The following is a 26,137-nucleotide window of genomic DNA, read 5'->3' on the forward strand; positions in this document are numbered from 1 at the left end:
TCCTCCCATCAGGTCGTCTCTTTTGCTTTTTGATGCAGTCTTTCTCTCCGGCCGGCTCTATTCCGCTGCCGTTCTGGCGAGCTTTCCGAACGCGCCGGAGGCGGCCAGTTTTGCTATTTCATCCGCGGACAGGCCAAGCACGCGTTCGAGCACGTCGTCGCGGTGCGATCCTATGGACGGAATTCCCCGCCCGATCGCACTACGCGCACCCGACATTCGCCACGGCGCGTTGACACCCTTGAACTCGCCGGCGGCGTCAGCGATCGGCGCGAATGTGCCGCGACCGGCAAGATCGGAATCGTTCAGCGCTTCGGCCGGGTCTCGAAAGCGCGCGCAGGGAATGCCGGCCCCGTCGAGCATGGCAAGGCATTCGTCCATTGTGTATTGCATGGTCCATTTTTCGATGACCTGCATCAACGCGGTCCAGTTCGCGCCGCGCGCCGGCACCGATGCGAACCGCGGGTCGGACGAAAGCTCCGGCAGGCCGGTCAGCTCGCGAAGGGCCGCAAAATTGCGCGCCGACACCGGCGCGATCAGGATGTCGCCATCCCCAGTGCGCACGGGCCCGTAGGTCGGCCGCGGCATCGGCCTGGAGAACTGCGCTTCCTGCAGCTCATACACCAAGAGGTTCAGCATGCAGTCCATCAGGGCGACATCGATGCGCTGTCCTTCGCCGGTCCGCGCGCGCTGCACCATTGCCGTCTGAATCGCCGAGAAGCCGAAAATGCCGCCGAGAACATCGGCGACGAACACCGCACCTGCCGCCGGCCGGTCGCGGTCGCCGGCATACCGCATCAACGTGCGATCGAAGCCGCTTTCGGCATGAACGATCATCGCATAGGCGGCGCGCTCGGCCTGCGGGCCGGTCTGGCCGTAGCCGGAGATCGAGCAATAAATCAGTCCCGGATTGATCTTTCGCAGCGCCTCATATCCGAGACCCAGGCGCTCCATCACACCGGGTCGGAAATTCTCGACCAGGATGTCGGTGTCTTCGACCATACGATGGACGAGCCTGATCGCATCAGGTGATTTCAGGTCGAGCGCGATGCTCCGCTTGCCGGCATTGAGCTGGCCGAAATAGGCGCTGTGGCCGTCCCGCACCGGCGCGCGCAGGCGCATCTCGTCGCCTTCCGGCGGCTCGACCTTGATCACTTCCGCGCCGACATCCGCCAGCAGCCGCGCGCAATAGGGCCCGGCCAGCATGATGGAGAAATCCAGCACCCGCACACCCTCGAGGGGTGATGTCGATGTTTCATCCTGCATGCTGCCTGCCTCCTATCTCGGTAGCCCGAGCCCGCGCTGGGCGATCAGGCTGCGCTGTATCTCGTTGGTCCCGATGCTGATCACCCACATCAGCGAATGCCGCAGGTTCTGTTCAAACCGTCCATTGTCGATCGCGCCCGACATCTGCTCGGAAATCGCGGCGCGCATGCCGAGAATATCGAGCGCCGCCTCGCCGAAGCGTTCCATCAGTTCGCCGGAATAGACCTTGCTGATCGCGCCGTATTCCGGCGGCGTCACGCCGTCGGCCGCGAGTTCGGCGCAGCGCATCATCAGTTGCCGGCCAACTTCGATTTCGCAGGCAAGAGTCGCCATCTTGTCGCGCACGACCGGATCCTGAGCGAGCGGCGGCCGATCGCCTTCGGCCGCCATCACATGCCGGCGCAGTTGCTCGAAGGCATGAGCCACCTTCAGCACGATGCCGCCGCCGACCAGACCGCGCTCGAAGGCGAGCGCGCCCGTCAGGACTTTCCAGCCGCCATTGACCTCGCCGACGATGTTTTCCAGGGGAATGCGAACGTCATCGTAGAAAATGTTGGCAAACGTGCCGTCATACATCGTGCCCGCCGGCCGGATCGTAATGCCCTGCGCATTCATCGGGATGATGAACATGCTGATGCCGGCGTGCGGCGGGTTGGCATTCCGGTCGGTCCGGGCCGCAAGAAACATGTATTTGCCCCACCAGGTCGTGGTCCAGATCTTCTGGCCGTTGATGACCCAGTTCTCGCCGTCCCGCACCGCGCTGGTACGCAGCGCGGCGAGATCGGAGCCGGCCTGGGGCTCGCTGTAGCCCATGCCGTGCATGGCCTCGCCCCGCAGGATTTCCGGCAGATACTTCTGCTGCTGCGCCGGCGTGCCGAACATCATCAGCGCGTTGGCCTGGATCGACGCGCCGATGCGCGGTGCTTCGCCCTGCTCCATCGTCTCCATGAATGCGATCTGCTCCAACGGAGAACGCCCCTGCCCGCCGAATTCCTTTGGCCAACCGAGGCCGATCCATCCGGTCTTGCCGATATCGCGCGCGAAGCCAGCGTCGAACTCACGCTTTTCAAACGGCTGTTCGTCGAACCTCGCCTTCCTGTCTCCCGACCAGTTCTGATCGAGCCATCGCCACACCTGGTCGCGGAGCTCGTTGCCGGCCGGACCGAGATCGTAGTGCGGCAGCGGCGCGCCGCCGCGATCCAGCAAGTACGAAGCCAGCCGCCGCCGCGCCTCGGGCGCACCGCCGAGCGCGACCGTGTCCAGGTGCACGCGCTTGAAATGTTGCGCGGCCTCGTGCTCTTCGGCATAGCCGATGGCGCCGAAAGTATGCTGGGTCTCGAGCGACACGCGCCGCAGCGCGTCGCCGCCAAAGGCGACCGCGCAGTCGACGAAATACCGCCAGTTGCGGTCGCCAATGTCATGCAGCCTGGCCGCATGATCTAGGATGAGGCTGACGCCTTCGAGCGCAATGAGGCCATCCGCAAGCTTGTGCTGGATCGCCTGGAACTTTGCGATTGGTTGCCCGAACTGGTGACGCTCCTTGGCATAGTCCACGGCCAGCTCGAACGCCCGCCGGGCCGCGCCATATGCCCGCCCCAGCAATGCTACCTGGGCCTTGAGGCTGATATCGTCGAGATTGGCGCCCTCAAGCGGAAGCAGCGTCAGCGGCGCCGAGTCCAGCCACACCTCGCAGAGCCCCCAAGCGCCCATGGCGCGCGTCGGCGTGAGGACAATGCCTGATGCATCCAGTTGAACGAGGGCAAGATGGCAGGCGTCAACGGCCACGAGAAGATGTGTGGCACCGGCCGCCTCGACGAAACGAAGCACGCCTGTTGCGCACGAGCCGTCAATCCGGATCGATCCTGCGCCCACATCAGGGTCGCGGGCGCCGAAGGAGAAAGCAGCCACCGCCGTGCCGGCATGCAGCTTTTGCAGCAGCTCCACCGCGGCATCCGCGCGCGTGCCCGAGAGCGCAAGGTTGGCCAGCGCGGCGGACCACATCGGCGCCGGACACACGGCGCGGCCAAGTTCTTCCATCACCACCAGGATTTCGCGAAGGCCGCCTTCGTCAGGGCCAGACCCGAGCGCAGCCACCCCCTGCCCGATGAGCTTGCCCCAGATCGCCGAGATATCGTCCGGGGCCGGGCGTTCCTTGCCGCCGCCTGCGGCCCAATGCGCCTCGAGAAACCCGCGCAGGGAATCCCGAAGCATTTTGGCGATGTCGTCGTTCGGAGGCCCGGCCGCATCCATGAGAGATTATGCCTTGCCGTATTTCGGCTTGCGCTTCTCCTTGAACGACATGGTCGCCTCTTTGTGGTCGGCGGTCTCGAACGTCACCTGCTCGAGCGCCATCGAGGCCTCCAGCATCATATTCACGCGGTCCTTGATGACCTGGTTGATCGACAGCTTGGTCCAGCGAATGGCCCAGGTCGGGCCGTTGGCTAGCTCAATCGCGATTTCGCGGGCCTTGGCGAGCACCTCCGCACGCGGCGCAACGTGGTTGACCAGCCCGATCCGCTCAGCCTCCGCGCCTTTCAGGAGCGTGCCGCGGATCAGGTACTCCTTGGCCTTGTTGATGCCGATCAGCAGCGGCCAGATCACGGTGCCGCCGTCGCCGGCGACGAGCCCGACGCGCGAGACGTGGGTATCGCCGATGCGCGCGTCTTCCGCCATCACCGTGATGTCGCAAAGAAGCGCGTGGGTCGCGGCAAGGCCGATGGCGTCGCCGTTGATCGCTGCAATGATCGGCTTGTCGAGTTCGAGCTGGCGGGTCACGCCACGGCGGCTGATCATGGGGTCGTGGACTTCGCCCTCTTCGAGGACGTCGCCGCCCGGCCGCTCCGACATCGCCTTCACGTCGCCACCGACGCTGAAGAAGTCGCCCGCGCCGGTCAGCACCACAACGTTGACGGCATGATCGTCGGCCAGATCGTCCCAGATGGTCCGGAGTTCGCGGATCAGCTTCTGATTGATGGCGTTGCGTGCTTGCGGCCGGTTCAAGGTCACGGTCGCGACCTTGTCCGCAACCTCGACCGACAGGCATTCGTATCTGGCGTAGTGGGACACATTTTCCTCCGTTGTTATAGTTGTTCGAGCGTGGATCGAGCCACTCTCGGCTATCTGCGCATTCCGGGCTGCACCTCCGCCAACGCGACGTGAAGCGACATCGCGCCGGGGTCCTGCTCCAGCATCCGCTGGACGGATTCCAAATGGGCACGCATCAGGCGCGTCGCCGACGCAACGTTTCGTTCACCGAGCGCCGCCAGGAATTGCCGCCGCTTTTCCGCCAGCTGCGCCATCGCGACACCGCTCGACGAGACCTTGGCGTAGACGAAGCGCATGTGAATCTCGGTGACCGAATCCATGATCATGGCAATCACCTTGTTTCCGGTCGACGCAGCGAGCAGCTTGTAGAACTCGCGCGAGCACTCGACGCGGTCCAGCAGCCGCCCCTCCCGCGTCGCATCCTCGGTGCGCCGGATATTGGCCTCTAGCGCGTCGAGATCGGCTTTCCGCGCGTTGGCACAGGCCAGCCGCACCACGAGATCGAGCACGTGAACGCGTGCTTCGGACAATTCCCGGACCGAAATCGTGCCGAGAGACAGCATATCGCGCATGACGCCGTTCATGCGGCTGGTATCGCCCTCCTGAATGAAGGCCCCGCCCTTGACGCCCTTCTGCAGCCGAAGCACGCCGGCCATCTCGAGGCTGCGCAAGGCCTCGCGCAGGACGTTGCGGCTGACGCCGAGCTGCTGGGCCAGATCGCGCTCGGGCGGCAGCTTGTCGCCCGGCTTGAGGACGCCGAGCGCAAGCTGCTCGCGGATTCGCTCGCAGATTTCCTCGAACGCACGCCGCGTGTGGATCGGGCGGAATGCCGGCGCCGCCGGCGCTCCAGCCGCGCGGTGATCGGGGGTGCGCTCCCGCCGGTTGGGCGTCGATGACCTGGGGCGGGCGGGCGTGCGAGGGCTTGACTTGGTGCTCATGCGATGAATTATTAAATGGATCACCCATTCAATGGAAGTCCCTTTTTGGCTTCCGGCAAGAAAAGATGACCCAGGGATCAACATGAGCTTCACCGAGGAGCAGATCGCGTTTCGCGACACCGTGCGGAAAATGGTCGCAAAGCACGTCGCGCCGATCGCGGCCGAGATCGACGAGACCGACCGTTTCCCGCTCGAACTCGTAAAGCTGTTCGGCGAGATGGGGCTGATGCAGCTCTGGGTGCCGGAACGCTATGGCGGCCCGAACGGCAACCTGACCATGGCCTGCCTCGCCCGGGAAGAGATCTCCAGGGTCTCGCCGGCCTGCGCCTCGATCGCGGCGCTCAACACCATGTTCATCATGCCGCTGCTTCACTTCGGCTCCGAGGAGCAGCGTGCCAAGTACCTGCCCATTATCGCAAGGGGCGGCGTCGTCACGGCGATCGCGATATCCGAGCCTCAAGCCGGCTCCGACGTCACCGCGATCAACACCCGCGCGCGCAAGGACGGCGACAGCTACGTCCTCAACGGCCGCAAGCAATGGTGCAGCTATGGCGTCGTCGCCGACTACATCGTGGTGATGGCGCGGACCAGCGACGCCGCGGGCGCCGACGGAATCAGCGCCTTCATCGTCGAACCGAAGACGATTTCGGGGGTCTCGTTCGGACGCCACGAGCGCAAGATGGGTTTCCGCGGCGCGCCGAACACGCCGATCTTCTTCGACAATGTCCGTATCCCTGCGGAGAATTTGGTCGGGGAAGAAGGCAAGGGTTTTAGGGCATCGATGCGCGCGCTCGACCTCAACCGGCCGACCATCGGTGCTCAGTCCGTCGGGTTGGCCCAGGGCGCGCTCGACGCGTGCGTTGCCTACGCCAAGGAGCGCAAGCAGTTCAAGAAGGCGATCTCGGAGTTCCAGGGCGTGCAATTCATGCTGGCCGACATGGCCATGCAGATCGAGGCGGCGCGTGCCCTCGTCTATGAATGCGCTCGGGCCGGCGACGCCGGTGACTGGAAACGCCTCAACGTGCTCGCCAGCATGGCCAAATGCGTCGGCAGCGACATGGCCATGAAGGTAACAACGGACGCGGTCCAGATATTCGGTGGTTACGGCTACACCATGGACTATCCCGTCGAGCGCATGATGCGCGACGCCAAGCTGACCCAGATATTCGAAGGCACCAATCAGATCCAGCGCGTGGTCATCGCGCGCGAACTGCTTCGATAGTCACCCTTGCGCCATCGCACCGGTCGCTTCCAGCGCTGTGATCTGGTCAGGCGAAATGCCCCAGTCCGCGAGCGCCTGCCGGCTGTCGCGCCCGGGCGCGGGCGTCGGCGTGCGAAGCATGGAAGGCGTGCGGGAAAACCGTGGCGCCGGGCTTGGATGCCGCACTCCGTCAAACCTTGCATAGACCTCACGGATTTGCATCTGCGGATGGCCGGGCGCTTCGTCGATCGTCAATACGGGCGCAAGACAGGCGTCGCGCCCCGCCGCTATCGCCACCCATTCGTCGCGCGTATGCGTTGCGAAGACTTTCGCGAATCGCTTGCGCATCTGTGGCCACGCCGCGCGATCGTTCTGATCCGGCAGATGTTCTCCATCGATACCCATCACCTTCAGGAGACTGGCGTAGAATTGCGGCTCGATGGCGCCCACCGCGATAAACTTGCCGTCGCTTGTGGCGTAGCTGCCGTAGAACGGCGCGCCACCATCGACGATGTTATCGGCACGCCGCCCGGTCCAGCTGCCCTGCTGCCGGAAAGCCTGGAACGCCGACATCAAATGCGTGACGCCGTCGATCATGGCGACGTCGATCGTTTGTCCGCGGCCCGATTGGCGCGCTTCCATCGAAGCCGCGAGCAGGCCCACCACCAGATACATTGCGCCGCCGCCGAGATCGGCGACCAGATTGAGCGGCGGCGGCGGTGGCCGATCGGCATCACCAAGACAATGCAACGCACCCGTCAGCGCAAGGTAGTTGATGTCGTGGCCTGCTTCCTGCGCCATCGGCCCCTCCTGCCCCCAGCCCGTCATGCGCGCGTAGACCAGCCCCGGATTGATCCCGTGGCAAATGTCGGGACCGAGCCCGAGCCGCTCCATCACGGAGGGACGAAATCCTTCGATCAGAGCGTCCGCTCCGGCCACGAGATTCAGCACGGCCGTCACGGCCTGCGGTTGCTTGAGGTCGAACGCGACCGAGCGCTTGTTGCGATTGTAGAAGTCGAAGCGCGGCGGCAAATCCGGCTCGACGCCCGGTTTGGCGATGCGATCGATCCGCAGGACGTCGGCGCCGAGATCGCCGAGCAGCGCTCCAGCGAATGGCGCAGGCCCGATCCCGCCCATCTCGATGACGCGAAAGCCGTTCAGCGGTCCCGTCACGGTGAAATCTCCTCTTTCAGCGGTGGAACCGGACGGCAGCGTCGATATCAGCGCGGCCGACGCGCGCCGCGTTGGCCTTGATACTGCGATCCTCGTAGCCAAACGAAACGCCGAACAGCAGTTTGTAATTGGCGGGAATGCCGAGCTGTTCGCGGATGATTTCTGGGAACAGTCCGAGCGCGCCCTGCGCGCAGGACGCGATGCCGCGCGCGGTCAGCGCCAGCATCAGGGTCTGCGCATACATGCCGATATCGGCCGCCTCGCGGGTATCGAACGGCGCCGGCATGAAGATCAATACGGCATGCGGCGCGTCGAAGAAGGCGTGATTGCGGATATAGGCCATCTTGCGGCCAACCACGTCGCTCCGCTCGACTCCCATCGCGCCGTATAGTTTCTGCGCCGCGTCCACCTGCCGCTCGCGGTAGATGCCGGTGAACTTGCCGTCAGCCGGCCAGTCCGGCCTGATCGGCTCGTCCCGCATCCCGGCCGCGACCAATGCTTCGCGCAGCCGTTTCAAGGCCTCGCCGGATACCACATGCGGCGTCCAGGGCTGCACGTTGCAGTTCGATGGCGACCATTGGGCAAGCTCGAACACCTCACGCAACGTCGCTTCCGGGACCTCATCGGGCAAAAAGCCACGCACCGAGCGGCGGCGCCGGATCGCCTGATCGATGCTCATGGCCGGCCGTTCGCGCATGCTCATCGTTCTTCCTCGATCAACGCGACACCGCGCGCGGCATAGGCCCGCGCCAGATGCCGTCCGACACGCGCCGCGTCCGGCAACACCCCGGTGCCGAGATCGCCGCGCGCAGCGACGCCGGCGCTGCCTACCGCGCCGCGAAACATCGCGAACACCTGATGGAAACGCGTGAGGCGCTCGGTCGCGCCGGACAGCTCGTAATAGAGCTCCAGATAGTCGCGCTCAGACGGAATCCCCATCTCCTCGAGCGGCAGGCCGAGCAATCCGCCGTTCTCGTCCGGCGCCATCAGCCAGGCCTGGCTGTTGAAGGCGAGATCGACGAGGGGATGCCCGAGCGTCGAGAGCTCCCAGTCGAGCACGCCGATCACGCGCGGCTCTGTTGGATGGAACATCACGTTGGCGATGCGGAAGTCGCCGTGGCACAGCGCGACGGTCTCGCTTTCGGGCAGGCGCTCGGCTAGCCAACGCACCATCCTGTCGAGCGCGGGGTTATCATCGTCGCCGCGACGGAATTTTGTCCATTGCTCCGACCAGCGCTTGAGCTGGCGGGCAAAATAGTTGCCGGGCCGGCCGAAATCCCCCAGCCCCAGCGCCCGATAATCCAGCCTGTGGATGGCGGCCAGTGCGGCACACATCGAGCGGAACAGCTCGGCGCGCTCGGCGCGGGCAAGTCCTGGGGTGCCGAACTCGCTGAAGACGCGGCCGTCCAGCCATTCCATGAGATAGAACGGCGTCCCGACGATCCCGCGATCCTCGCAGTACCGATAGGGTTTTGGCGTCGGGACGGAACTGCCTTGCAGCGCCGTTAGCACACGAAATTCGCGGTCGATCGCATGCGCCGACGGCAGCACGTTCTTCGGCTGCTTGCGCAGCACCGCGCGCCACCCGCCGCGGCTGACAAAATATGTCGGGTTCGACATCCCGCCATGCGTGCGTTCCACCCGCGTCGAATCAGTGCCGCCGAGCCAATCCTTCAGATATTCATCGAGCCGCGCCACGTCGAACTCGATGCCGCGGTCGGAGGCATCAGCCCCGGTCATCCGCTGCTCGCACGCTTGCCGCTGAAGTTGAACAGGTATTGGGCGACGCGCCTTATCTGCACCTCCTCGGTGCCCTCGGTGATCCGATAACGGCGATGGTGCCGGTAGATGTGCTCGAACGGCATTGCACGGCTGTAGCCGATGCCGCCATGCACCTGCATTGCCCGATCGGCCGCCTCGCAGCACAGCCGGTTGGCGCGGAAGTTACAGATCGAGACCATGTCGCTGATCTCCAGCGGGTTCTGGCGGTCCATCTGCCAGGCCGTGCGGAAGATGAAGTTGCGCACCAGTTCGTATTCCGACCACAGCTCGACCAGCGGAAACTGCACCGCCTGTTTGCGCGCGAGCGGCTCGCCGAAGGCGACGCGTGTCTTGGCGTATTCGACCGCCTTCAGGATGCAGTAGCGCGCGGCGCCCGCGCTCGCCGCCGCCTGGCGCACGCGGTTCTCGTGCACAAAGCGCTGCGCGACGACGAGGCCCTCGCCCTCCTTGTGCAAAATCGCGCTGTCGGGCACGCGCACATTGACCAGTTCCGTCTCCGCATGATCGCTGGGCATGTTGAACGTCCAGTGATTGTAGAGGACGTGATGACCGGGCGTGTCGGTCGGAACGATGAAGGCAGTGATGCCCCTGGCCTCGCCCGGCTTGCCGGAGGTGCGCGCAAACACCAGATTGGCATGGGCGCGGGCCACCTGGCTGTTCCAGCGCTTACGCCCATTGATGACCCAATGATCACCATCGCGCACGCCTTCCGTTTCCAGCCACGTCGCGTCGCTGCCATGCCCGGGTTCGGTCAGGGCGAAGGAAAGGTGTTTCTTTCCGGTGATGATGCCCTCGATATAGCTTTTCTGCTCCTCGGTGCCGTAGTCGGCGAGCGCCGGAATGATCGGGAAATTGCCGACGATCGAGGATTCGTCCTGCAGATCGTTGTGCAGACCGAGTCCCTTGGCGGCGAGGTGCTCGCGGATCGCCGCGATCGCAAGATTGGATGCAGCCTGGCCGCCGCATGATTTCGGCAGGCCGTAGCGCAGATGCCCTGCCTTGTCGGCACGGCGCTCCATTTCGCTGATCAGCGTGCGCCATTCGGTGCGCGGGCGTCCGTCATCATCCCAGTCGGTTCGAGCATTCTCGCGGCGATGATCGAAGAACTTGATGTTGTCGCGCTCGAGCGGCTTGATCTCGGCTTCGATGAAGGCGTCCAGTTCGGCCAGCTTGTCGGTGATTTCCTTGGGCAGTTCGAAGTCCATGGCGCCTCTCCCGGTGCTCTCTTTTGTTTTGGGTCGCTGCTAGAGCGCGATCCGCCCATAAGGGTGGGTACTGCTGACGCCGCCGTCGACCGAGAGCAATTGTCCGTCCACATAGGAAGAATCATCGCTGGCCAGGAAAGCAGCGGCGGCGGCGATCTCCTCGGAGCGCCCGGGGCGTTTCATCGGCGTCACATGGCCGAGCTTGGCTTCGACGCCCCGCGCGCGCGCATCTTCGAACACTTTTCGGGTCAGCTGCGTTTCGACCAGCCCCGGCAGCACGGCGTTGACGCGTACGCCGGTGCCGGCAAAGGCATTGGCCGCCGTCTGCGCCAGATTGTTCACCGCCGCCTTGCTCGCGCTGTAGGAAATGGCGCCGGCATTGGCGCGCAGCGAAGCGGCCGACGAGGTCAGGATGATGGAGCCGTAGCCCTGCGCCGTCATGTGCCGGCCGGCATATTTGATGGCGAGAAAGCAGCTGATGGTGTTGATGCGGTAGACTTCAGACCATTCCTCGACCGTCTGCTCCAGCAGCGGCGTGTTGGTTCCGGTGACGCCGATATTGGCGAAGAAGATTTCGAGACCGCCGAATTCCGCCACGCAGCGCCGGACGATCTCGGCAACGTTTTCCTCGACCGCCGCGTCCGTGATCAACGCCGATGCAATACCGCCTTCGCCCCGGATCGCTGCCGCGGTTTCCTCGGTATTGCCGGCCCGGCCGACCACCAGCACGGAAGCGCCTTCGCGTGCGAAACGGATCGCGCTGGCGCGGCCGATGCCGCTGCCGCCGCCGGTAACGACCGCGCGCTTGCCCTCCAGTCGCTTCATCGCGCTTCTCCTATCTGGCAGGGATGGTCCAGCCGCCGTCGGCGGTGACGACGGCGCCCTGGATGTAGCTCGCGTCGTCGCTGGCGAGGAATGCAGCAAGGGCTGCGATCTCTTCCGGTTCGCCAAAGCGGCCGGCCGGCATCTCGGCCTGACGCGTGGCGATCGTTGCTTCATCGAATTGCGCGATCGAGGCCGGCGTGCCGATCATGCCCGGCGCGATCACGTTGACGCGAATTTTCTTTGCACTGAGTTCGATCGCCGATGCCCGGGAGAGGCCGACGACGCCAGCCTTCAGGGCGGAATAGGCAATCGAGTCCTTGGCGGGGTTGAACGCCGACACGGAACTTAAATTCACGATCGAGCCGCCGCCGCGGCGCTCCATCTGCGGCGCCGCCGCTTGCGTGGTCCAGATCAGGCCGTGCACCCCCACCGCGAACATGCGGTCGACGGTCTCGACTTCGATCTGCGCCAGCGGCTCGAAGCGCGCAAAGACCGCATTGTTGACCAGCACGGCTACCGGCGCCGCGAACTCGCGCTCGATCCGCGCAAACAGGGCATGGACATCGTCGCGCTTGCCGACATCGACCTCATAGGGCCTGGCGTCGAACCCCTTGCTCTTCAATCCCTCGACCGCAGGCTCCAGCCGGCGCGCGCTGACGTCGACACAGGCGATACGACCGCCCTCCTGGCCGAAGCGCTCGGCGATCGCAAGGCCGATTCCGCGCGCGGCGCCGGTGACGACGCACACGCGGCCCTGAAGGCGGGAATTCATGCGCTGGCCTTGTGCGGCGGTTCGGCAAAGGCCTTTGCGATCTCCCGTAGCTGGAATTTCTGCACCTTGCCCGCCGGGGTCTTCGGCAGATCGGCGACGATCTCGACGCGTTCCGGCCAATACTGTTTCGCGACCTTGTGCTCCGCCATCAGGGCCTGCACGGCGGCCAGATCGAGCGTCTGGCCGGGACGCAGCACCACGAATGCGCAGGCCCGCTCGCCCAGTCGCGGGTCGGGATACCCCACGATCGCGGTCGAAAGCACGGCGGGATGCTTGAACAGCAGGTTCTCGATATCGAAGACCGGCACGTTCTCGCCGCCGCGGATGATGATGTCCTTGATGCGGCCGTCGATGCGGATGTAGCCCTCGTCGTCCATGTAAGCCATGTCGCCGGTGTCGAACCACCCCTCGGCGTCGAACGGCTCCATGTCGGCGCGCTTGTAGTAGCCGAGGCACATCTGGGCGCCGCGCACCTTGAGCAGCCCCTTCTCGCCGACCGGCGCCGGTGATCCATCCATGCGAAGCACCTTTACGGCAACGCCCTCCAGCGGGCGACCGTCGGTCTTCGACGATTTCTCGAGCGCGCGCTCGGGCTCGGTCAATGTGCTCGACAGCGATTCCGTCATGCCCCACAGCGAACAGACCTTGAGATCGAGTTCGCGGTAGACGCGATCGATCAACGCCGGCGGAATTGGCGCACCGGCGCACAGGAATTTGCGCAGCCGCGCAGGCTTTGCCGCGCCCGCCGCGACCGCCTCGCACATGTCGGCGAGGAACGTCGCAGCGCCAGCCGAATAGGTTACGCCCTCATTGGCCATGATCGCGATGCCGCGTTTCGGCTCCCACACGTCCTGGAAGACGACGGTGGCGCCGATCTTGAGGCCGAGCAGCATGCCGGCCGCAAATCCGGTCATGTGGCCGAGCGGCGAACAGACCAGCATGGTGTCGTTGGTGTCGAGGCCGAAGCGGCCGGCCAGCGCGATATTGCAGGCCAGCAGCGTATTGAGGCAATGCATGACGCCCTTGGGCGAACCTGTCGTGCCCGAGGTGAACATCAACACGGCCATCTGATCTGCGGGCAGCGCGCCGATCTCGCCGATCGGGGGCGAGCCGAGACGATCGCTGCCGGAGAGCAGCGCCTGGTCGAAGCTGTTCGCCCCCTCGCCGTCGACGACGATGATGTGCTGCAGCTTTGACAGTTTGGGCCGCAGCGACTGCGCCATCGCCTCGTGATCGAAGCCACGGAACAGTTTTGGCACGATCAGAAGCTTGGTTTCCGCGAAGTCGAGCATGTAGCTCAGCTCATGTTCGCGGAAGATCGGCATCAGGGGGTTGACGACGGCGCCGACCCGGAACGCGGCGAGCGCGATCACGGCAAACTCCCACCAATTGGGAAGCTGAACCGAGACGACGTCGCGAGGACCGATCCCGAGGCCCTTCAAGGCGGCCGCCGCCCGCGAAATCAGATCGCCGAGTTCGGCATAGGTGAAGCGCTTGGCCTCGGGGCGATCGGCGCGGTCGGCCAGAAGGGCGAGCTTTCCCGGCGTGGCCGCGATGGTCGCTTGCAGAAACTCGTCGAAGCTCTTGTCGATCCAGAAGCCGCCTGCGCGCATCGACGTTGCGTGGGCGACGGGATCAAATCGATTTCCGCTCATGCGTTCTCTCCCTGAAATCTTATCGCGGCGCTTGACGGCCTATTCGTTAGCTAGTGTACTAGTTTTAGAATGAACCGCAACTGCAAAATCGACCGGTCCGTTCACCTATCGACACCGGACCGCATCCCGACCGCGGCGGGCGCGACGGCGCCTTGAGGGAACAAGCACAGGACGCATATGATAAACGTGTGTCCGAATACCGGAACGCGCGACGGGCAAAGCAGGAGAAGGCACCATGAAAGCGGCGGTCCTGGAACGGCGCGGAGCCGAAGGCGTCAGCTGGCGGGATTTTCCCGATCCGGCCCCTGCCCCCGGCGAGTCCGTACTCAAGGTCGCAGCCTCGTCGCTCAATCGCGTCGATCTCTATATGCGCGACAACGGAGCGGGTATCACGCACACCTTGCCGCAGGTGATGGGCGTAGAGGCCGCGGGCGAGATCGTCGAGGCCGAGTCCGGCAGCGGGCTGAAGCCCGGCATGAAGGCCGTCCTGTTTTCCGAGGCGTTTTGCAACAAATGCCGCTATTGCCTCGCCGGCGACCAACCGCTGTGCGAGAACGTGAAGATCATGGGCGAGCACCGCCATGGCGGCTTTGCCGAATATATCGCGATGCCGAGCCGATGTTTCCTGCCCCTGCCCGACGACGCCGATCTGGTCGCGGCCGGCGCGCTGATGACGGGCCACCTCACCGCCTGGCGCATGCTGTTCGGCAAGAAGACCTTGCAGCCCGGCGAGAGCGTGCTGATCGTCGGCATCGGCGGGGGCGTCGCCGTCGCCTGCCTGCAGCTCGCAAAACTGGTGGGCGCGCGGGTCTTCGTCACCTCGTCCAGCGACGCCAAGATCGAGCGCGCGATCGCGCTGGGCGCCAGCGGCGGCGTCAACTATCAAAAAGACCGGGTTTCGAACGCGATCCTGCAAATGAGCAATGGCGGCGTCGATATGGTGATCGACAGCGTCGGCGAAGCAAGTTGGGGCGAATCGCTGCGGTCGCTGCGGCGCGGAGGGCGGCTTGTCACCTGCGGCGCGACGACGGGCTCCAACCCTCCGGCCGATCTGCAGCGCGTGTTCATCCGCCAGTTGGAGATCTACGGGTCGACCGGCGGCAGCCTCGCCGAATTCCGCCAGCTGCTCGATGTGTTCAATCGCGGTCTGGTGAGACCGGTGATCGATACGACCTTTGAGATGGCGGACATACGCGCCGCATTCGATCATCTCGCGTCCGGGGCGCAGTTCGGCAAGGTGTCGCTGGTGGCGTGACAGGCAGGCTGCGAAAGGGCGCCGCCCGGCAAAGACAATTCGGCGCCGGTATCGAAACTTGATCGACATCGGCGCCGGATTGCTCACTTCTTGCAGGCGGGATCGACCGGCGGAATGATGTCCGGGCCCGGCTCGATCTTCTTGATGTGGTAGGTCGGCTTGCCGTCCTTGCCCGGCAGGATCTGGCTGATCGCCATCCGCCGCACGGCCTGGTGGTCGCCCGCGCGCATCTCCACGTCGCCAAGCACCGTATCCGCCTTGAGGCCCGACAGCGCCGCCCGCACGGCGTTGATGTCGGTCGAATTCGCCTTGTTGAGGGCGGCCGCGATCAGCTCAATGGCAGCGTACTGGTCAGCGCCGGTGTAAGGCGGCAGTTCGCCGTTGTACTTTTCGCTGTAGGCCTTCACGAAGGCTTCGGCCTGTGCGCCCGGAAAACCGGCAACGAAGCCGATGTTCTGATAGACGCCGAGCACCGTGTCGCCCTGCGCGGGCAGCGTTTGCGGGATCACGAAGGAATTTCCCAGCACCATCTTGTACTTCTTGAAGAGGCCGAACTGCTGTTGCTGCTTGGCAAGGTTGATGGCGTCGCTGCCGAAGATCGTCACGAACAGACCATCAGCCGGTTCTGCGCCGAGCTCGGAAATCTTGGCGCCGAAGTCCGGCGTTCCGAACGGGGTGAACAACGTCTTCGCGATCGTTCCACCCTGCGAGGTAATCAGGCCCTTGAATTTGTCGGCGGAGTCGCGCCCTGCCGCATAGTCGACTGCGATGATGTCCCATTTCTTGACGCCCTGGTCCTTCAGGAATTCCCTGTAGGAACCCATGATCATCGAATCGTTGGCGTTGACCCGGAAATAGTTCGGCGAACAGCCCTTGCCGGTCAGACTGTCGGCATTGGCCATCACTTCGACCATCAGCGCTTTCAATGCGGGAAGCTTTGCCTGCAGCGCAGGCGAGACGGATGAGGTGTCCATTCCGGTAATGAACAACGCGCCATCCTTCTGGACGGCACGGGTGGCGCCGTCCACGGCAGTGTCCGGCGTGCCGGGATAGGTGATGAAGACGGCTTCAAGCTTCTTGCCGGCACCACCGCCGGCGGCATTGATCCGCTCGATCGCCAGATTGACCGCTTTGGTCTGGGTTTCCTTCAGGCCGGCCAACGGGCCGCTGTCAATCAGCAGGACGCCGATCTTGACGGTATCGTTGGCGGAAGCTGTGGTCGGCGCCGTCGTTGCCATCGCGATGGCGAGAGCCGCCGAAAGCAGCGCGCCGAAGCCCGTACTGGTAAGTGCCTTCCTCATATGTCCTCTCCCTACGCCTGGTTTAAACTTTCTGATTACAACGCCATCAGTGCCTGGTTCTCAGGCGCACCGATCGCCGGTGTCGGTCCTGAACCGACGACTTCTCCCTTGGCCAGAATGATGAAACGATCGGTCGCGCGCTTGACCAAATTCAAATGCTGCTCGACCACCAGCACGCCGGTCCCGGCCTGGCGGATCGTATTGAGCGCGCCGACCAGCCCGTCGATCAGCACCGGCGAAAGGCCCTCTGACGGCTCGTCGAGCAAGACGAGGCTCGGATTGGCCATCAGCGCCCGGCCGATCGCCAGCATCTGCTGCTGGCCGCCGCTCAACATGGTGCCGGGCCGGTTCGCGCGCTCCTCGAGTACCGGGAAAAGTTCGTAGACGGCTTTCAGATCCCAATACCCCGCCCTGCCCGTCGCCTTGCTGAGCAGCAGGTTCTCCTTGACGGTCAGATTGGGCAGGATGCGACGGCCCTGCGGTGCAATCGAAATGCCGAGTTTCGCCGCCATATAGCCGGGCAGATGATCGACCCTGCTGTCATGTACCCAGATCGCGCCGGAGATGATGTTGGTCTCGCGAAAAACCGAGAGCAGCAGCGTCGATTTGCCCGCCCCGTTGCGGCCCACGACGGCGACCGATTCCCCTTCATTGACCGTGAGGTCGATCCCGTGCAGCACCGTCGAGGCGCCGTAGCCGGCAACCAGTCTCTCGATGCGGAGCGCGCTCATGCCGCGGTTCCGAGATAGGCGGCGACGACGCGATGGTCGGCGCGAATTTCCTGGGGCGTGCCGGTGGCGAGGTGGCGGCCGAGGTCGAGCACGGTGACCTTGCCGCAGCAGGCGAATACCGCGTCGACATCATGCTCCACCACGACAGCCGCGATCTTCCGTTCGCGCACGAGATCGCGCAGATGCTCGAACAGATGCAGCGTCTCCGCCGCCGAAAGCCCTGCGCCCGGCTCATCCAGCAACAGCAAATGCGGGCGGCCGATCAAGGCCAAAGCGACGTCCACCCTGCGCTGCACACCATAAGCGATACGGCCGGCCTTCTGGTGCAGATAGCCGGCGAGATCCATCACCTCGATCACGTCATCGAGCCTGTTATCGCCAAGATGCTGCGCAACCAGATGAAGCTGCTCGTGAACGGTCAGTTCCTGGAATACGCTGGTGCGCTGAAACGAGCGCGCCATGCCCTGCCGGCGCCGCCAGGCCACCGAGCGCCGCGTGATATCCTCGTTGCGATAGTGAACGGTTCCCGCAACCGGACGGCGGCGGCCGCAAACCGCGTCGAGCAGTGTGGATTTACCGGCGCCGTTCGGACCAATGACGCCGTGAAGGATGCCGTCGCCAAGGACTTCCAGGTCGACGTCCGACAAGGCGCGGACCGATCCATAGCTCACCGAAAGATTCTCGATCTTGAGCATGTCAGGACGTCTCCCGTCGTCCGCCGAACGCAAGCTTCCGCAGCCATGCCATGCTCGACAGTCCGCCGACGACACCGCGCGGGAAAACCACGATGAACACGACGATGGCGATGCCGGTCAAAAGCTGCGTGAGCCCGCGCGCGCCGAATTCATCCTGCGCAAAGGAGAAGATCACGCCGCCCAGCAGCGGTCCCACGGAGCCGGCGATGCCGCCCATCAGGGCTGCGACCAGCGAATTGGTGCTGACCGAGATCCCGAGGCTCTCCGGCGAGACGAAGCCGGCGTTGAGTACATGCAGCAGGCCGGCGACGGCGGCGACGATGTTGACGAGGACATAGGCGATCAGGCGCGGCAAATAGGTGTCGAACCCCGAGAACCGCATGCGCTCCTCGTTCTCCCGCACCGCGCGCAGGATGGCGCCGAGGCGGGAGCGGCCCACGGCCCACAGCGCCAATCCGGAAAGCCATGCGGCGACCCACATCACCACCCAGAACCGCGCCGGGCTGGCAAAGTCCGCAGCCTCCATGCCGAATACCGTACCCTTGAAGCTGACGACGAGGCCGTCGGCGCCTCCGGTATAGTCGCGCAATGCCTCCAGCATGACCGCGTGGCTGATCATCTCGCCGGCGGCAAGCGTCAGCATCATGAAGGCGAGCGGATTGGTACGCACGATCAGCGCGCCCAGAACCGTGGCGTAGACGACAATGATGAGAAAGGCGGCGCACAACGCCCACGCCGGGGGCAGATTCCAGTCGTTCATCGCGATGGCGAACAGCAAACCGGAGCCGCCGTAGATGCTCGCCGCGCCCAGCGCCACCAGTCCGGCCTGGTTCATCAGGAACGCGACGCTGAGGGCGAGCATGCCGAGCAGCAAGCCTTCGTTGGCCAACCGGAGCACGAAATCGCCGGCGAAGCGGGTTGGCGCCACCGCGCCGACCACGACCACGATCGCAACCGCGACAAGGGTCAGCGGCACGCGCAAGGAAGATCCGCCCATCGCGCCTAGCGGCGCAACGCGCTCGCTTGCCGCGGTCGTTGTCCGGTTACTCAATTGAGCACCCTGCCGCGCCCGATGCCGCGGGGAGCGACCAGCAACACGATCATCAGCAAGATGTAGGGAACCAGGGCCGCGATGTTTGGCAGGAAGACCGATCCCGCGACCTGCATAAAGCCGAACAGCAATGCTGCAACGATCGCGCCGCCGATGCTTCCGGTGCCGCCGATCACCACGATGATGAGGCAGTTGACGATCATCGTGACGTCCATTCCCGGGTCAATCGACAGATAGGGACCCGCCAGTACACCGGCGACACCGGCGAACGCGGTGCTGAGACTGGTCACCAGCAGGCTGAGCCGGTCGGCATTGATGCCCATCATGCGCGCGACGGACGGATCCTGACTCACCGCGCGGACATAGAGTCCCGACGATGTGTATCTGAGCCAGAGCGCCAGCAGCGCGCACGACCCCAGCCCCATGACGATCAGGAAGATGCGGTAGACCGGATAGGACAAGTTCAGGACTGTGACCGAGCCCGACAGGATCTGCGGCGCATCGACGCTGCGCGCAACGCCGCCATAGAAGAAGATGATGACCTGTCCGAGGATGATGCCAAGGCCGAGCGTGACCAGCGCGACCTCGATATGCGACCGGCCTTGCAGCGGCCGCAGCGCCAGATATTCGAAGGCAATGCCAAGCAATGCGAGCAGGATCGGCACCACGATCAATGCCAGCCAGAATCCGCCGACCAGCGAGACGGTGTAGCCTAGATAGGCGCCGAGCATGTAGATCGCGCCGTGACCGAAATTGATGACGTCGCGCAGCCCGTAGATCAGCGCGAGGCCGCTGGCGAGCATGATCAGCAGCGAGGCAAGCGCCAGCGAATTGGCGATCAACAGCGCGATCACGCCGGCGCCCTTCCGTCATGCGTCCGCGGACGAAACGCGTCCGTCCGATACGCCGCCAATTTGCGCACCCGCTTCCGCAAAGCATCCTCCCGCCTCGTTAAGCGCGCGCCGACGATCCGATCGCGGGCGTGACGCCGAACTGCTTCTTTTCCCGCCGTGCCGGCGGAGCCGGGTCTATGCCCGTTATTTAGTACACGTGTTTATCATATACTTATATGTCCCGCAAACGCAAAACGCCGACTGGCCTGCGCTGCTCTGCCACACGTATGCCGTCACGCCGGGAGTTTGCTCGTCGAATTAGTACGCAAGCTCAACGATGCGACGGATTTCGGCGCGCGCAGCTGCAAGCCAACGAAGATCAACTATCGAGCGCATCCAGGTCGGCCATCGCCGTCGTCATCCGCTCGATCATCGTCAGCGTCGTGGCCTCGGGCTGCATGTTCGGCAACAGTGGCGAGTGACACAGCGTGATCGTCCACATTGCGAGCGCGTGCACGATCTGCTGCCGGTAGCGCTGGAAGCTGAGATCAAAGTCCGGCTTGACGCCGGTATTCTCCGCGAACCGCTCGATATAGCGGGCCAGCAGTTCACGCTCCCAGCTCCGGCGATTCTCGGGCGTCAGCGACGCCGTCACGGCGTAGCTAAAATCGCGTGACCAATGGCCGCGCGAAAGGCATTGCCAGTCGCACAGTCCCATCTGGCCCGCGCCTGTCCGGTACCAGTTGCCGATATGCACGTCGGAGTGAATGAGGCCCTGCGGCTCGCTGTCATGCAGCGCAAGAGCGCGCATCGTGGCCGGCCAGACATCGTCGCGGCGCGCCATGACCGCAGCCGGAATGACGTGAGCGGCGGCGTCAAACGCTTTCCTTGTGTAATACTCCGTGCCCATTTTTGCAGCCCCGATGGTGAACCATCGGGGATAGCTAGCGAGCCAGCGGTAGCGTTCGGCCAGCGTCGGATCGCCGTAGAAGCGGCCGTGCAGCGCCGCCAGGAGATCGATCATGTCGTCGGCCATGGCGCGGGTGACGTATGTCTTGTAATTGCAGAACGTCGCCGACTTGGTTGCGACCAGATCTTCCAGCAGATGGATCGCCGCGAACGTTCGCCGATCATAGGCGGAATGATAGCACAGCGGGGCTTCGATCTCGAGCTGGGGGCGGATCTGCGTAAAGAAGCTGCCCTCCACGCGCGCCGTGCCGTTGAAGCCGCCGATCATGCGGGTGACGATGCTCGGCAGCGACTTGGTGAAGATCGAGACCGGCAGGCCGGCGCGGCGACCTTCCTCGTTGTAGGAGACCTTCAACTGATGCCGCTCGTGGGTGCCCGCACTCGCAGGCTTGACTTCAACGTCTGTGACAATGGCCCCCGGGACCTTGCCGCAGATCACCGCCGTCAGCCATTCCGGCGTGACGGCGTAAGGTGTGCAGGGCACATCGTCGAACCGGCGCGCCATTGGCCGCGCCAGGCGCTCGTAAGCGACACGTCCACTGATTTTCAGCGCGGCCAGGGCCGTATCTGTTGATTGTCCCATCTTCTCAATTTCCCCTTAAGCGGCGCAAAGCTCAGCCGATCACACGTTCCCGACGCAATTCGCCGATTGTTTCGGATGACAGACCTATTTCACCCAGCACATCGTCGGTGTGCTGTCCCAGCACCGGCGGCGGCCTGCCTGCGCGACGTTCCGCGCCGTTGATCAGTACGGGGTGACCGACACCCTTCAGCCTGCCCGCGGTCTGGTGCTCGTACTCGACAAGGATGCCGCTCGCTTGGGTGTGCGGATGGTCAAGCAATTGCGCGATCGAATTGATCGGCGCGCAGGGCACGCCGACGCCGGTCAGCACCTCGTTCCAGTGCGCGACGGAATTTTGCCGCAGCGCCGCCTGGACGTGGCCGAGGGTTTCCTTGCGGTGCGCAACGCGATCCGCATTGGTCCTGAATCTGATATCATCGACGATCGTGCTCAAGCCGGTGACCGCGCAGAACTTGCGCCAGAGATTGTCGTTCGCGACCCCTATCATGATCGGCCCGTCGGCCGCCTCGAAGGCCTGATAGGGACACAGCGATTCATGGCTCGAGCCGCATTTCGGCGGCTGAACGCCGCGCTCCCAGAAGGTCTGGAGATTATAGCCCAGCAGGCCCAGAGCAGTTTCGAACAGCGAGACCTGGATCTCGCCGCCCTTCCCGGTTTTTTCTCGCGCATACAGCAACGCCAGAATGCCGCTGAAGGCGTGCACGCCGGTCATCTGGTCGATCGGCGAGATCGGACTGCGGATATATCCGCCGTCCTGGTCGCCGGTCATCGACATCACCCCACAGAACGCCTGCAGGATCACGTCATAGCCGGGCGAGTTCTTCAGCGGCCCCGCACGGCCAAACCCGGAGATGCTGCAATGAATCAGGCGCTCATTCAGGGTGCGAAGCGTCGGTGCATCGATGCCCAGCCGTTCGGCGACACCGGTTCCAAAGCTTTCGATGGCGACGTCGGCGGATTTGGCCAGCGCATGAACGATCTCGCGCCCCTTCTCCGATTTCATGTCGACGGCGATGCTGCGCTTGTTGCGGTTGGCGCTGAGAAAGACCGTGCCGAGGCCCGGCGCCGGAAACGGCGGCCAGCCGCGTGTCTCGTCGCCCTGCCCGACGGTCTCCACCTTGATGATATCGGCGCCGAGATCACCGAGATATTGCGCACATAGCGGACCTGCCAGGACCTTCGACAGGTCGAGGACGCGGATGCCGGTCAGAGGTTTTGACAATGTCGTTCTCTCAATTGAGTTGCGCGAGCCGCGGTAGCTGAAGTTTCGACGCCGGCATCAGTCAGGCGCCCGGCTGAGCGGACGAGAAGACACCTGCCATGTAGGCGGGAAAGCCGTATTTCGTGACCAGCAGATAATCCGCCGCGCGGCGCTGATCCTCGGAGAAGGTGGCCCGCCATTGGTCTGCCACGGCATACGCCTGCGCCAGCCGTTCGCGCAGCGCGCGTTTACCGTCGGTGACAGGCTCCGCCTCCAGCCAGAACATTGACTGCGCAATGACGCCATCGAATGCCGGCGCCTTTCCTGACCCATGAAAGCCGGCGCGCGCGAACGCATTTGCAAGCGTTGCATCCGCTCCGACTTGCAGCGCTCCGGATACCGCCGTCACGGCCTGTTCGACGGGAGGGGGAATGCCTCCCGCCTTGCGAAAACGGTCATGATCGAGCCGGCCGAGAAACAGCGTCCTGATCATGTTGCGCGGCTCGCGCCGCTGGATGAGCTTCGAGAAGATCTCCATCTCGGTGCGCATCGCCGCATCAAAGGGCTGCGGCAATCCCTGCGCAACGCAATCGAGAATGGCCAGCGGCGCTGGATAGTGCCCGAGGGTCTCGGCCAGAACGCTCTCGCGCTTCCGTGCGATGATCGAGGCGGCATCATCGACATCCGCTGGCCGCCATCCGGAACGATCCCAAGGCTGCGACGCCGCCGGGTATGACAGCACCCATCGCTCCGCCGCCGCCACCTCTTCACCGGCAGGAACCAGTTGATCGACCACGCCGGCGCTGACAGCCGCCTGGCCGGACAGCCGCGCACCTTCCAGCAGGATCGGAAATGCCTTCTCGATTCCGGTCAGACGCGGCAGCCGTTGGGTTCCCCCGCCTCCCGGCAACAGCCCGACCAACGACTCCGGCAGGCCGAACGCGACCTTGGGATCGTCGACCATGACCCGGTGATGGGTCGCCAGCGCCAGTTCGCCGCCGCCGCCGAGCGCCAGGCCCGCGATCGCCGTCGCGACCGGCTTGCCCGCGGTTTCGATTCCACGCAGCGCCTGACTGAGACGGAAGAAATGGTCGAACGCCACGCGATCGCGCGTCTCGGCCGGTGCTGCCATGATCATGTCGTAGGCCAATCCCAGTTCGGCGAGATCAGCACCGGCACAGAATGCCGATGGCTTTCCCGAGCGGATCACCACGCCCTTGACGTCGCTGTCGCGGAGCCACCGGCTGAAAATGGCGAGCTCGGCGATCGCAGCGTTGGAGAACACATTCATCGGGCGGCCGGGCATGTCGAAAACAAGGTGCAGGACATTGTTTTCGCTGCGTTCGGCCCGGAATTGCTGCAACTTTCCCAGTTCGTCCATGGATTCTTCTCCGTCGCCGTTTTTCGCCCTATAGCATATCGTATATCTGTGTACTAGTTTAAACGGATGGTTTTGCCGCCGCGAAAACTCTACAGCGGTTGCAGCGCTGATCTGGCGGCAACGCACGCGAAAGTCCTGACACTGACGTCGTCGACCCATAATGCAAAAAGCCCGCGGCGCCAGCTTGCCTTTTACCATCCCGGAACATATAGTACACTACCTAACTAAATTGATGTGGACGGATGTCGATGATCGAGCGCACCATTTTCCGTGAGGAACATCATATTTTCCGGGAATCGGTCCGGCGCTTCGTCGATCGCGAGATCGTGCCGTTTCATGCGCAGTGGGAGAAAGACGGCATCGTGCCACGGGAACTGTGGCTCAAGGCCGGCGCCGAGGGGCTGCTCTGCTGCACCGTTCCGGAAGAATATGGCGGCATGGGCCTCGACTATCTGTTCGACGTGGTCGTGTTCGAGGAATTATGGCGCTCCGGCGCGAGCGGCCCGGGGTTTCTGATCCACACCGATCTCGTGGCCACCTATCTGCTTTCGTTCGGCACCGAAGCGCAAAAGCGGCAGTGGCTGCCGAAGATGGTGTCGGGCGAAGCGATCGGCTCGCTCGGCATGACGGAACCGCATGCCGGCAGCGACCTCAAGGCGATCCGGACCCGCGCCGTGCGCGATGGCGATGATTTCGTCATCAACGGCCAGAAGGTCTTCATCTCGAATGGCCAGCTCTGCGATTTCGTCGTGCTGGCGACCAAGACCGACGGCAGCGCCGGCGCCAAGGGCGTCACGCTGTTCATCGTCGAGAGCAACCGGCCCGGCTTTGAGCGCGGTAGAAATCTCGAAAAGATCGGAATGAAGGCCCAGGATACCTCCGAACTGTTCTTCGAGAACATCCGCATTCCCGCCACCAACATGCTCGGACAGGAGGGTAAGGGCTTTGCCCTGATGATGACGAAGCTGTCGCAGGAGCGGCTCGCCCAGGCGATCCGATCGGCCACCGTCACCGAAACCGTGCTGGACTGGACCGTCGAATACACGTCGGATCGCAGCGTGTTCGGGCAAAAGCTCGCCAACTTCCAGAATACCCAGTTCAAGCTCGCCGATCTCAAGACCAAGGCGACGGTCGCCCGCGTCTTTACCGATCGATGCATTTCGCTTTTCATGGAAGGAAAGCTCGATCCGGTCGACGCTGCGATGGCCAAGATGTTCACCTCCGAACTTCACTGCGAAGCGGTCGATGAATGCCTGCAATTGTTCGGCGGATGGGGCTATATGACGGAGTACCCGATCGCGCGCGCCTATGTCGACGCGCGAATCGTCAAGATTGCGGGCGGATCGATCGAGATCATGAAAACCATCATTGCCCGCCAGATGTTCGCCCAATGTGGCTTTGCGCTCACCAAGAGCGGTTGATCGCCATTCAGGGCACACGGCCGGCGGACGCCAAGGGGTCCGCCGAGACAGAACAGACGACCAAAGCGTCGCAAACCAAGGGAGTGAGATTTGAGAGGCTTATCAGGCAAGGTAGCGATCGTTACCGGCGGCGGCCAGGGCATCGGCCGCGCCATCACCCTTCGGCTCGCCGAGGAAGGCTGCAAGGTCGCGATTTTCGACATCAATCCCGACGCCGGACATGAGACCGCGAAACTGGCGCCGAAGTCGGCGATCACGACCTACACCGTCGATGTCGGCGACCGCGCCTCGGTCGATCGCGCGGTCGCGCAGGTCGAAGCCGAACTCGGCCCGATCTGGGTTCTCGTCAACAATGCCGGCTGGGACCGGCCGATGCCGTTCCTGAAGACCGACAAGGAACTCTGGGACAAGATCATCCGGATCAATCTCTATGGTCCGCTCAACACCCACCACGCCATTGCGCCGCTGATGGTCGAACATGGCGGCGGCCGCATCATCAATATCGCCTCCGATGCCGCCCGCGTCGGCACCAGCGACGAGGCGGTTTACTCGGCCTGCAAGGGCGGCCTGATCTCCTTCACCAAATCGATCGCCCGCGAACTCGCCCGCAAGAACGTGCTGCTGAACGCGGTGTGTCCGGGTCCCACCAACACGCCAATGATGGCGGCGGTGCTGGGCGAAGGCGAACAGGCGGTAAAGTGGAAGGACGCAATGGTTCGCGGCATTCCCTTAAAGCGCATGGGCGAGCCCGACGACTATGCCGGCATCATCGCCTTGCTGGCGTCGGACGACGGCAAATTCATCACCGGACAGGCCATCTCGGTCTCCGGCGGCATGAACATGATCTAGCAGATGTG

The 26,137-nt window shown here is 64.0% G+C and carries 23 protein-coding genes; 4 read left to right on the forward strand and 19 right to left on the reverse strand.

Annotated elements, in window-relative coordinates; all coding sequences use genetic code 11:
* Nucleotides 1–57: 57 nt before the first annotated feature.
* Genes JQ574_RS00800 through JQ574_RS00815 form a run of 4 tightly spaced genes read right to left on the reverse strand, consistent with a single transcriptional unit; the run spans nucleotide 58 to nucleotide 5,246 of the window.
* A complete protein-coding gene (locus JQ574_RS00800) occupies nucleotides 58–1,263 on the reverse strand; it encodes a CaiB/BaiF CoA-transferase family protein (protein ID WP_212208316.1) in 1,206 nt (401 codons plus the stop codon).
* A 12-nt stretch (nucleotides 1,264–1,275) separates the two neighbouring features.
* Complete coding sequence (locus JQ574_RS00805; protein ID WP_249119003.1) at nucleotides 1,276–3,474, reverse strand: acyl-CoA dehydrogenase; 2,199 nt, start codon at nucleotides 3,472–3,474, stop codon at nucleotides 1,276–1,278.
* Nucleotides 3,475–3,519: 45 nt separating this feature from the next.
* Nucleotides 3,520–4,329, reverse strand: a complete 810-nt coding sequence (locus JQ574_RS00810) for an enoyl-CoA hydratase-related protein (RefSeq protein WP_312014616.1) — start codon at nucleotides 4,327–4,329, stop codon at nucleotides 3,520–3,522.
* A gap of 50 nt (nucleotides 4,330–4,379) precedes the next feature.
* Nucleotides 4,380–5,246, reverse strand: coding sequence for a FadR/GntR family transcriptional regulator (locus JQ574_RS00815; protein ID WP_212208314.1), 867 nt, complete (start codon nucleotides 5,244–5,246; stop codon nucleotides 4,380–4,382).
* A gap of 82 nt (nucleotides 5,247–5,328) precedes the next feature.
* Between JQ574_RS00815 and JQ574_RS00820 the strand changes: the two genes are divergently transcribed.
* Entirely contained in the window at nucleotides 5,329–6,468 is a 1,140-nt protein-coding gene (locus JQ574_RS00820) for an acyl-CoA dehydrogenase family protein (RefSeq protein ID WP_212208313.1), read from the forward strand.
* Here JQ574_RS00820 and JQ574_RS00825 read toward each other — a convergent pair whose 3' ends face one another.
* The 7 genes from JQ574_RS00825 to JQ574_RS00855 are packed head-to-tail and all read right to left on the reverse strand — an operon-like array spanning nucleotide 6,469 to nucleotide 13,859.
* On the reverse strand, nucleotides 6,469–7,620 hold the full coding sequence (locus tag JQ574_RS00825; protein WP_312014615.1) for a CaiB/BaiF CoA-transferase family protein: 1,152 nt from the start codon (nucleotides 7,618–7,620) through the stop codon (nucleotides 6,469–6,471).
* 16 nt (nucleotides 7,621–7,636) lie between these two features.
* The gene (locus JQ574_RS00830; RefSeq protein WP_212208312.1) at nucleotides 7,637–8,323 is read right to left on the reverse strand and encodes a nitroreductase; all 687 of its coding nucleotides are present in this window, start codon (nucleotides 8,321–8,323) and stop codon (nucleotides 7,637–7,639) included.
* The gene (locus JQ574_RS00835) at nucleotides 8,320–9,360 is read right to left on the reverse strand and encodes a phosphotransferase family protein (protein WP_212383163.1); all 1,041 of its coding nucleotides are present in this window, start codon (nucleotides 9,358–9,360) and stop codon (nucleotides 8,320–8,322) included. The genes JQ574_RS00830 and JQ574_RS00835 overlap by 4 nt, the downstream gene beginning before the upstream one ends.
* Nucleotides 9,357–10,607, reverse strand: a complete 1,251-nt coding sequence (locus tag JQ574_RS00840; protein ID WP_212208310.1) for an acyl-CoA dehydrogenase family protein — start codon at nucleotides 10,605–10,607, stop codon at nucleotides 9,357–9,359. Before JQ574_RS00840 ends, JQ574_RS00835 begins: the two co-directional genes overlap by 4 nt.
* Before the next feature lie 39 nt (nucleotides 10,608–10,646).
* Complete coding sequence (locus JQ574_RS00845) at nucleotides 10,647–11,432, reverse strand: SDR family NAD(P)-dependent oxidoreductase (protein ID WP_212208309.1); 786 nt, start codon at nucleotides 11,430–11,432, stop codon at nucleotides 10,647–10,649.
* 10 nt (nucleotides 11,433–11,442) lie between these two features.
* A complete protein-coding gene (locus JQ574_RS00850; RefSeq protein WP_212208308.1) occupies nucleotides 11,443–12,204 on the reverse strand; it encodes an SDR family NAD(P)-dependent oxidoreductase in 762 nt (253 codons plus the stop codon).
* Nucleotides 12,201–13,859 carry an AMP-binding protein gene (locus tag JQ574_RS00855; RefSeq protein WP_212208307.1) on the reverse strand — a complete coding sequence of 553 codons (1,659 nt, stop codon included), beginning with the start codon at nucleotides 13,857–13,859 and terminating at the stop codon, nucleotides 12,201–12,203. The genes JQ574_RS00850 and JQ574_RS00855 overlap by 4 nt, the downstream gene beginning before the upstream one ends.
* 235 nt (nucleotides 13,860–14,094) lie before the next feature.
* Here JQ574_RS00855 and JQ574_RS00860 point away from each other — a divergent pair, with 235 nt between their 5' ends.
* Nucleotides 14,095–15,114: a zinc-binding dehydrogenase gene (locus JQ574_RS00860; RefSeq protein ID WP_212208306.1), complete on the forward strand. Its 1,020-nt coding sequence runs from the start codon at nucleotides 14,095–14,097 to the stop codon at nucleotides 15,112–15,114.
* Between the two features lie 83 nt (nucleotides 15,115–15,197).
* Here JQ574_RS00860 and JQ574_RS00865 read toward each other — a convergent pair whose 3' ends face one another.
* From JQ574_RS00865 to JQ574_RS00900, 8 genes are all read right to left on the reverse strand, one after another.
* A complete protein-coding gene (locus JQ574_RS00865) occupies nucleotides 15,198–16,415 on the reverse strand; it encodes an ABC transporter substrate-binding protein (RefSeq protein ID WP_212208305.1) in 1,218 nt (405 codons plus the stop codon).
* A gap of 35 nt (nucleotides 16,416–16,450) precedes the next feature.
* Nucleotides 16,451–17,146 (reverse strand): ABC transporter ATP-binding protein, encoded by a 696-nt coding sequence (locus JQ574_RS00870; RefSeq protein WP_212208304.1) that lies wholly within the window; start codon nucleotides 17,144–17,146, stop codon nucleotides 16,451–16,453.
* The gene (locus JQ574_RS00875) at nucleotides 17,143–17,841 is read right to left on the reverse strand and encodes an ABC transporter ATP-binding protein (RefSeq protein WP_212208421.1); all 699 of its coding nucleotides are present in this window, start codon (nucleotides 17,839–17,841) and stop codon (nucleotides 17,143–17,145) included. The genes JQ574_RS00870 and JQ574_RS00875 overlap by 4 nt, the downstream gene beginning before the upstream one ends.
* Before the next feature lies 1 nt (nucleotide 17,842).
* Nucleotides 17,843–18,892 carry a branched-chain amino acid ABC transporter permease gene (locus JQ574_RS00880; protein WP_212208303.1) on the reverse strand — a complete coding sequence of 350 codons (1,050 nt, stop codon included), beginning with the start codon at nucleotides 18,890–18,892 and terminating at the stop codon, nucleotides 17,843–17,845.
* The gene (locus JQ574_RS00885; protein ID WP_212383165.1) at nucleotides 18,889–19,746 is read right to left on the reverse strand and encodes a branched-chain amino acid ABC transporter permease; all 858 of its coding nucleotides are present in this window, start codon (nucleotides 19,744–19,746) and stop codon (nucleotides 18,889–18,891) included. The genes JQ574_RS00880 and JQ574_RS00885 overlap by 4 nt, the downstream gene beginning before the upstream one ends.
* Nucleotides 19,747–20,104: 358 nt before the next feature.
* Entirely contained in the window at nucleotides 20,105–21,277 is a 1,173-nt protein-coding gene (locus JQ574_RS00890; protein WP_212208301.1) for an aminoglycoside phosphotransferase family protein, read from the reverse strand.
* 31 nt (nucleotides 21,278–21,308) lie between these two features.
* Nucleotides 21,309–22,499 (reverse strand): CaiB/BaiF CoA-transferase family protein, encoded by a 1,191-nt coding sequence (locus JQ574_RS00895; RefSeq protein WP_212383167.1) that lies wholly within the window; start codon nucleotides 22,497–22,499, stop codon nucleotides 21,309–21,311.
* A 61-nt stretch (nucleotides 22,500–22,560) separates the two neighbouring features.
* Nucleotides 22,561–23,859, reverse strand: coding sequence for an enoyl-CoA hydratase-related protein (locus JQ574_RS00900; protein ID WP_212208299.1), 1,299 nt, complete (start codon nucleotides 23,857–23,859; stop codon nucleotides 22,561–22,563).
* 248 nt (nucleotides 23,860–24,107) lie between these two features.
* On the opposite strand from JQ574_RS00900, the gene JQ574_RS00905 reads away from it, so the two are divergent.
* Nucleotides 24,108–25,280, forward strand: coding sequence for an acyl-CoA dehydrogenase family protein (locus tag JQ574_RS00905; RefSeq protein WP_249119004.1), 1,173 nt, complete (start codon nucleotides 24,108–24,110; stop codon nucleotides 25,278–25,280).
* Between the two features lie 90 nt (nucleotides 25,281–25,370).
* Nucleotides 25,371–26,129, forward strand: a complete 759-nt coding sequence (locus JQ574_RS00910; protein ID WP_212208297.1) for a glucose 1-dehydrogenase — start codon at nucleotides 25,371–25,373, stop codon at nucleotides 26,127–26,129.
* Nucleotides 26,130–26,137: the final 8 nt, after the last annotated feature.

The sequence above is a fragment of the Bradyrhizobium sp. AUGA SZCCT0158 genome, assembly GCF_018130065.1.
GTDB lineage: Bacteria > Pseudomonadota > Alphaproteobacteria > Rhizobiales > Xanthobacteraceae > Bradyrhizobium.

Excerpts from the sequence above, each read along its gene's own strand:
- JQ574_RS00900 (WP_212208299.1), bottom strand. The coding sequence starts at position 23,859 with ATGGACGAACTGGGAAAGTTGCAGCAATTCCGGGCCGAACGCAGCGAA.
- JQ574_RS00845 (WP_212208309.1), bottom strand. The coding sequence starts at position 11,432 with ATGAAGCGACTGGAGGGCAAGCGCGCGGTCGTTACCGGCGGCGGCAGC.
- JQ574_RS00890 (WP_212208301.1), bottom strand. The coding sequence starts at position 21,277 with ATGGGACAATCAACAGATACGGCCCTGGCCGCGCTGAAAATCAGTGGA.
- JQ574_RS00830 (WP_212208312.1), bottom strand. The coding sequence starts at position 8,323 with ATGAGCATGCGCGAACGGCCGGCCATGAGCATCGATCAGGCGATCCGG.
- JQ574_RS00835 (WP_212383163.1), bottom strand. The coding sequence starts at position 9,360 with ATGACCGGGGCTGATGCCTCCGACCGCGGCATCGAGTTCGACGTGGCG.
- JQ574_RS00865 (WP_212208305.1), bottom strand. The coding sequence starts at position 16,415 with ATGAGGAAGGCACTTACCAGTACGGGCTTCGGCGCGCTGCTTTCGGCG.
- JQ574_RS00850 (WP_212208308.1), bottom strand. The coding sequence starts at position 12,204 with ATGAATTCCCGCCTTCAGGGCCGCGTGTGCGTCGTCACCGGCGCCGCG.
- JQ574_RS00855 (WP_212208307.1), bottom strand. The coding sequence starts at position 13,859 with ATGAGCGGAAATCGATTTGATCCCGTCGCCCACGCAACGTCGATGCGC.
- JQ574_RS00905 (WP_249119004.1), top strand. The coding sequence starts at position 24,108 with ATGATCGAGCGCACCATTTTCCGTGAGGAACATCATATTTTCCGGGAA.
- JQ574_RS00875 (WP_212208421.1), bottom strand. The coding sequence starts at position 17,841 with ATGCTCAAGATCGAGAATCTTTCGGTGAGCTATGGATCGGTCCGCGCC.
- JQ574_RS00840 (WP_212208310.1), bottom strand. The coding sequence starts at position 10,607 with ATGGACTTCGAACTGCCCAAGGAAATCACCGACAAGCTGGCCGAACTG.
- JQ574_RS00815 (WP_212208314.1), bottom strand. The coding sequence starts at position 5,246 with ATGAGCACCAAGTCAAGCCCTCGCACGCCCGCCCGCCCCAGGTCATCG.
- JQ574_RS00800 (WP_212208316.1), bottom strand. The coding sequence starts at position 1,263 with ATGCAGGATGAAACATCGACATCACCCCTCGAGGGTGTGCGGGTGCTG.
- JQ574_RS00870 (WP_212208304.1), bottom strand. The coding sequence starts at position 17,146 with ATGAGCGCGCTCCGCATCGAGAGACTGGTTGCCGGCTACGGCGCCTCG.
- JQ574_RS00860 (WP_212208306.1), top strand. The coding sequence starts at position 14,095 with ATGAAAGCGGCGGTCCTGGAACGGCGCGGAGCCGAAGGCGTCAGCTGG.
- JQ574_RS00820 (WP_212208313.1), top strand. The coding sequence starts at position 5,329 with ATGAGCTTCACCGAGGAGCAGATCGCGTTTCGCGACACCGTGCGGAAA.
- JQ574_RS00805 (WP_249119003.1), bottom strand. The coding sequence starts at position 3,474 with ATGCTTCGGGATTCCCTGCGCGGGTTTCTCGAGGCGCATTGGGCCGCA.